The organism is Deinococcus sp. YIM 134068, from assembly GCF_036543075.1.
In the GTDB taxonomy this organism is placed as follows: Bacteria; Deinococcota; Deinococci; order Deinococcales; family Deinococcaceae; genus Deinococcus; species Deinococcus lichenicola.
The window spans coordinates 1-6,042 of record NZ_JAZHPF010000045.1 but is presented as its reverse complement, the minus strand read 5'-3'; the positions used below and the strand labels follow the sequence as shown (position 1 = coordinate 6,042).

The following is a 6,042-nucleotide window of genomic DNA, read 5'->3' as shown; positions in this document are numbered from 1 at the left end:
CACCCCGCTTGATTGCCCGCCGCCCTCACTGGGCGGTTTTTTGTTGTCTCACTGCGCGGTCTGCATAGGCTTGACCCGGAGTGGATTTGACGCTAGGTTAGAGAAATCAAGGCGGCCTCCGGGTCGCCTTCTTCTTTAGCTTCTGCCTGCCCCGGGCTCCGGTTCGTCGAGCTGGTGTGGGTGGCCCTCCACATCAGGAATCAACACGGGGGGGAGAGGGGAACGCACGCCCTCCCCCCCCGTGTTGATGGCCGCTTTTCAGGGGCTTCCACACGCGCTCCTTGGCCTTCTGTAGATGCCGCTACAGCACGCAAAGATGCACGCTTCCCACACGCAAAAACTTCGCTTCCAACCGCGCTTATTTTCGCCTTCCAACACCTTACTAAGCTGGCGCAGAGCTTAGTAAGGCAAAAGGCCGTCTGGGCGCGAGAAAAGTAGCTACCGTACTCTTACTCTTATCCTGCCTTACGCAGGCCACCACCCCAAACGGCCACTTCCACCACCACTCCCCAGATGCCTTTGCGAGGGCGAACGCGAGCGGTGAGTAGCCGCCCAGTTGACGCCTCCTTCGGCGGTTCTCTCGGGCGTTTGATGCGACGAAAGAAGCGCCAAGAACACCTTGTCCAGGTATGGCCCACTTGGACAAGGTGGGAGGCGCTTCCAGACGACGGAATCTCGCACCGTGTCCTTGTCCTTATCCTGCCTTACACCACCACCCACCCCAAACGCCCCTTCCCACCACCTCTTTTGACCTCGCCGGAGCCCTCGCCCCTTGCCCTGCCTCACCGCTTCAGAACCCACCCTGAACTCTGGTCCGTTCGCCTCTCCCGACCGGCTGACTTAGCACCCCTTCCTCCTCACGTCCACCGCAGTCCGGGAGGGGTCGCCTGGTGCCTTCCCAGGCGGGCCGTCACGGGCGAGGATGGACCTTCCTACCCGGTGCAGTGAGGTCGCGGTGCTCGGCCCCTAACGCCGCTTCTTTTTCTTGGCTTCCTCCCGCTGCACGGCCATTCGCTCTCTTGCCGCCTGCTGCTGGGGTGTGGGGAACAACTTGCGCTTGTTCTGCCGCTCGCACTCCACGAAGAGGTGGGGGTGCGTCTGGGCAATCGTCTGGTAGATGCGCTCGTCGAGCCGCCTGCGTCCCTCTGCCGCCCCAGGCTGCTTGTGCAAACCGTCGTACAGCTCCCGGTAGCCGGGAACGCTGTAGCGCAGGAAGTTGACGCTGATGAAGTTCAGAAACCACTCGTCGCGCTCAGGGGTCGCCCGCTCACGCTCGGCGCCCTGCGCTTCCGCCCAGGCGTTGTAGTTCTGACAGGCTTGCCGAATCAGTTCGTCCGCCTCTAGGTTGGGCAAGACGATCTCCAGCCCTTCCACCTGGCTCGTGGTGCGGGCAAGACGGGCCTCCTTGGCTTTTGCCCCTGCCTTTGCCCCAGCCTCCTTGCGCTTCTCGCTCTGGTCGAGCAGCTCGAAGAAGGCGTCGGTACGCTCGACCTCCTCCACCCGGGAGAGCAGGTACAGGTGCATGTCCGCGTGATGGGGGTAGCGCGTGTTCGGGCGGCGTTCGTCCGCTTCGCCGAGCAGCTCGCGGACCATCTTGTCGGTCCAGCCACGCGCCTTGAGGCCCGCCTTGGTCAACGTCCTGGGCCGGGGGTCTGGTTGGCCCGGCGGATAGTCCTGGTCAGTCCCGTGTTCCCACATACGCTTAGGGTAGCCGCGCCCGCCGCAGCATTCGACCAACCACAGGGCGGGACCAGTGCTGTTCCGGCACTGACCACCGGGGGAGGGAGGAGGCGAGGACAAGGCTTTGACCTTGTGATAATTCGGGTTAGCGAGAGACCAGCACGCCCCCGAAGAGGCTCGCCCGGGTCAGTCCGACTCGGAGACAGCGAAGGTGATCGAATAGATGCCCTCACTGTCAGGCTTGGTGAACTCTAGCTTGGTTGGGCGGATGTTCTCCTTATTGACCAGGAGAGCCACAGCGTCGAAGGGCTGATCAATGCTGAGCGGTGGATAGTCCATTGTAAGTGTCTCGCCAGCCTCAAGCCGACGAATGAAGTCTCGGAATTCTTTCGGAGACAGATGGACAGTGAAGGTCTGGGCCTTGGGGCTCTTCAAGCTCTCGAACGTACCATCAAGCCCGCCCTCAACCTGCAACGATGCGATCCGCTTCGTAGGGAAGTCCATGCCCGAGAGCTTACCCGGTAGGGGCACACAGCGGGCACACATTCGAGCACGGGTTAGGTGTGACCTGACTTATCCAGTGAGGGTCAGAGTGAAGCCATTACGCCCTCACTGTGACGGCATCCCTGACCGAGTAAGGGCGGGTAGTGAGGGATGCTCTCGGTGGCGGCAGTTAGCACAACCCTTCCGGCAGGCTCGGCGGCCTCCGAAATTACTGCCGTTTAGGCGGCTAAGCGGACGTATCGCCTCCCAATCGCCGCAGGTCTCCCCGGTCGAGGAGGCCTTGCACGCTGTCCCCCCTCACGCTCCGCTCCAGCTCGCCGGGCTGGGTCAGACGCCAGGCACTACCCGGCGCACGGCTCAGGGTCGCGCCCCGCCTCAAGGCCTCTACGAGCTGCGCTTGGTAGGGCGTGAGCGGGCCGCTGACCTCCCCGAACACGGCCCGGTCCTGCTCCTGTGGGCTGGGCGGCGGGAGGGCGGGCAGGGTGGCCGCCTGCTTCCCCTCGGTGGCCCTGGCCCGCTCCTCGATCACCTGGGCCAACATCTCCGACCGGCTCAAGCCTGCGGCGGTCGCCCAAGCGTCGAGCTGCGCTTTGAGGTTTGGCGGGAGGGTAACGGTAAACCGCTCATACTTCTTTTCTACTCGATGACCTCGGCCTCCACGGTGCTTGTCTCCCACAACTTAAAACCTATCATACCGGTTTATGGAATCTGCTTATATCGCCTGCTTGATGGAATATCATTAGGTTGGGAAACTTATATTCTAGGGGGCAGAGAGAATGAAGCATATCAATCCTCCTTTTTCCGAGAAACTCAAATTGAACAATAAAGATAGGAGATTATTCTATGATATACCTGAACAGATGCAGAATGTACTGCTCACAATTATAAATGATGGAGATAAAATATACATAAATGATGATGAGACCAAGCATGCAAGAGTGTGCAAGCAAGCACTTATAAAAATATATCAGGATTTTAGGACTGTCAAAACAGTATTGCGGGATGGATATCAAACTCAAGCAGCCACTATTGCTTCTTCAATGCTTGAGACAGTTTACTTCATATCATACATAGGTTTCAAGCCTGAGAAGGTAGATGAGTGGTTGGCCCACGATGAACACAAGTGGAGTGATGGTTTTAATAACTGGATGAAAGCTACACTCGCTCATTTACAGAAGAGTGGAGAAATTACGAAAGAATTAAGGGAGAAATGGGAAAATATGGAATGGGAAACTTACTCGATACTATGTGCTTCTAAACATAGCAATGGTTTCCCAATAAGAAAAACAAATGTCGTTATGGAAGAAGAGGGAAAACCTCATTTAGTGAGTGAGCCTCGTTATACTATTTTTAGCAGATCGGAATGCTCTCACATTATGTCAACTGCAACTAGGATAGCTGGTCAAGGTGTTAGTGCTTACTTGAGAGCGATACACCCAGAAAGAACTTATAAGGCGTCTACAATAGCGAGAGAGTTAGGAAAAGAGTCACTTAGAATTGGATTGGAAATAAGTGCAGAATCGTCGAGCCTTTTGGAGCAAGAAAAGACGGGAATAACGACCCCAAAAACAGAGGACTTGTTTCGGAAGACTGAAGCGAAATAGCAACGCTTTAAGGGTAGCGAGGAGACTTCGGGCCTTTTGGTAACGCGGCTTACCAGGGGAGGACTCCCCTCAGGACATGTTGGAGGCCCCTTCCTGGCCCTCCTGTGCGGTCGTTTTTCGAGAGGGTCACGCCTGCACGGCTGAGGGGTAGCGTAGGCGGGCGGCGAGCAGGGCGGCAGGGTTCCGCAACCCTCCCCACTCGCGGCGGTCGGCATCGAGGCGGGCGAGCTGGGCGGCGAGCTGCTGCAACCCGGCGCGGCCTTCGACGCTGGCCGCGTAAGCGTCCCAGATCAGGCGGCAGTACCACCGGCGGCTGTGCTGGTCGCGGAGCTGGCGGGCGAGCGTGGCGCCCAGCATTCCGACCAGGGCGGCCCGCTTGGTGGGGTGGGCGTCGAGCACGAGCGGGAGGGCGTACACCACGTCCTGAACGGTCCTCGGCTCGGCGGGCGGGAAAATGCCCGGGTCATCTTCTAACGGGTTTTTGTGTGTTCCTGGAGTAACGGCCCAGTCTTTTAGAACTTGCAACCACGCCCCCCCGTGAGTGGGGGAAGTTGACCCGGGCATATTTTTCTGGCTCTCCTGGCGCGCTTTCTCTTGCTCCTGTTCCTCCTGCTTCTGGGCCGCTTTGAGGATCGCCCAGGCGGTCCGCCCCGCCTTGCGGTCGGCGTCGAGGTCGCGCCAGTGGTGGGCGAGATCGTCATAGCTCAGGTGGGCTCGGTGACCGCCCTGAAGACGCACGGCGTAGAGCATCCCGTCCACCGCCGTCACCGTCTCGCCGTCCTGGGTCATGTTCGAGAAGTGGGGGCGGCTGTGGCAGTACCCCAGGGCCTCTAACTGGTCGGTCCACCGCCGTACGGTCTTCACGTTCACCTTGAGGGCCTTGGCGAGCAGCTCCTGGCTCATGTGAAAGACGACCTGGCTGGGCGTCACCCGGTAGCCCCGGGCCTTCAAGACGTAACGGGCGAGCAGGTCGAACAGGCGGGCCAGTCTCCCGGCCCCCTCCGTCCCCGCTCCCCGGCCCCGCTTCGGGCGCAACCCGGCGAGGTCGAGCAGCTCCTCCAACTTGGGGACGCTCGGCCCCTGCTCCCGCTGGGGCTGACGGTCCTGCACCTGGCGGACGTGGACCTGGCGGCGCACCACCACCCGCGCCGACGCGCTGTAAGCCTCCCTGACGCTCTCCGGGAACTCTTGGGGGGAACAGGTCGCCTCGGCCTCGCGGCGGGCCTTCTCGTGGCTCCTGCGGCGCTCCTCGCGGTTGGCCTGAAGGTCGTCGCCGATCTCCTGCACCGTCCGCACTCGGGGAAGATCGGTGCCCAGCGCCGTGCCGTGGTCCGCTGCGGGGAGGGCGCCCGCACCCTCCCCCGGCGCGGCGCTGGGCTTGGCGGCGAGGGCGGCACGGGCCATCTCTAAATAGCGGGAGGTCTTGCGCTCCTGGCGCTGCTGGTGCGTTTCGGCGGTGCTCACGTGGGCCGCCACGGCGACGGTAGACAAACGGGTGTGCAAGGTAAGCCCCTTTGCACCCGTACCTCCAGTGCGTACACTGAAAGTCCAGGTGGACGCCTGGCTGTTTTGAACGTCGCCTTTCTCTTAGCGGGGATATGGGCGACGTTCGCTTTTGGCCGTGGGGCGTCTGAGGTGAGCTTACACGTTGCGAGGAGGAGAGGAAGCCAGATGGGCCGCTCCTCCCTTTTTGTTGGCACTTTGTTGGATCAACACGGGGGGGGAGGCACGCGCACTCCCACCCGTGTTGATCTGCAAATGTCGCCCTGGACGATGAATTTCGTTTTCGGAGTATACTGGGGCTGCTCAGTGATGGGCGGGCAGCATGACAGCGGTGGTAAGCGCTTCGGGCGTCACGTCAGCCCACGACCTCCCCTCTCACCAGGAAAGGAAGTGGCCGGACGCCTGTAGCGAGGTCGTCCGGCCCGGTACTGCTATGGTCCGACATAAGCATACCAGAAAGCGCCGCCCAGACCGCAGGAAAGCCAGGAAGCAACCCAAGCGGGTGACACCGTGGAAGGAGCTGATCGGCCTCGCCTCGCTGCTTTGGAGCGTCTTCCGGTTCTTTTGGGAGCATGGTCATCGGGGCAGCCCCTAAGCTGCTCTGAACTGGGTCTAAGCCCTTCGCACCCCGCTTGATTGCCCGCCGCCCTCACTGGGCGGTTTTTTGTTGTCTCACTGCGCGGTCTGCATAGGCTTGACCCGGAGTGGATTTGACGCTAGGTTAGAGAAATCAAGGCGGCCTCCGGGTCGC

The 6,042-nt window shown here is 60.6% G+C and carries 5 protein-coding genes; 1 reads left to right on the top strand and 4 read right to left on the bottom strand.

Features of this window, described 5'->3' with window-relative positions:
• Positions 1–966 precede the first annotated feature (966 nt).
• The 3 genes from V3W47_RS19515 to V3W47_RS19505 form a co-directional block, all read right to left on the bottom strand.
• A complete protein-coding gene (locus tag V3W47_RS19515; protein WP_331826910.1) occupies positions 967–1,698 on the bottom strand; it encodes a hypothetical protein in 732 nt (243 codons plus the stop codon).
• Positions 1,699–1,866: 168 nt separating this feature from the next.
• Positions 1,867–2,184 carry a hypothetical protein gene (locus tag V3W47_RS19510; RefSeq protein WP_331826909.1) on the bottom strand — a complete coding sequence of 106 codons (318 nt, stop codon included), beginning with the start codon at positions 2,182–2,184 and terminating at the stop codon, positions 1,867–1,869.
• A 226-nt stretch (positions 2,185–2,410) separates the two neighbouring features.
• A complete protein-coding gene (locus V3W47_RS19505; RefSeq protein WP_331826908.1) occupies positions 2,411–2,860 on the bottom strand; it encodes a ribbon-helix-helix protein, CopG family in 450 nt (149 codons plus the stop codon).
• A gap of 100 nt (positions 2,861–2,960) precedes the next feature.
• Between V3W47_RS19505 and V3W47_RS19500 the strand changes: the two genes are divergently transcribed.
• Positions 2,961–3,788: a hypothetical protein gene (locus tag V3W47_RS19500; protein ID WP_331826907.1), complete on the top strand. Its 828-nt coding sequence runs from the start codon at positions 2,961–2,963 to the stop codon at positions 3,786–3,788.
• Positions 3,789–3,914: 126 nt separating this feature from the next.
• On the opposite strand, the gene V3W47_RS19495 is transcribed toward V3W47_RS19500, so the two are convergent.
• Positions 3,915–5,279 (bottom strand): hypothetical protein, encoded by a 1,365-nt coding sequence (locus V3W47_RS19495; protein WP_331826906.1) that lies wholly within the window; start codon positions 5,277–5,279, stop codon positions 3,915–3,917.
• Between the last annotated feature and the right edge of the window lie 763 nt (positions 5,280–6,042).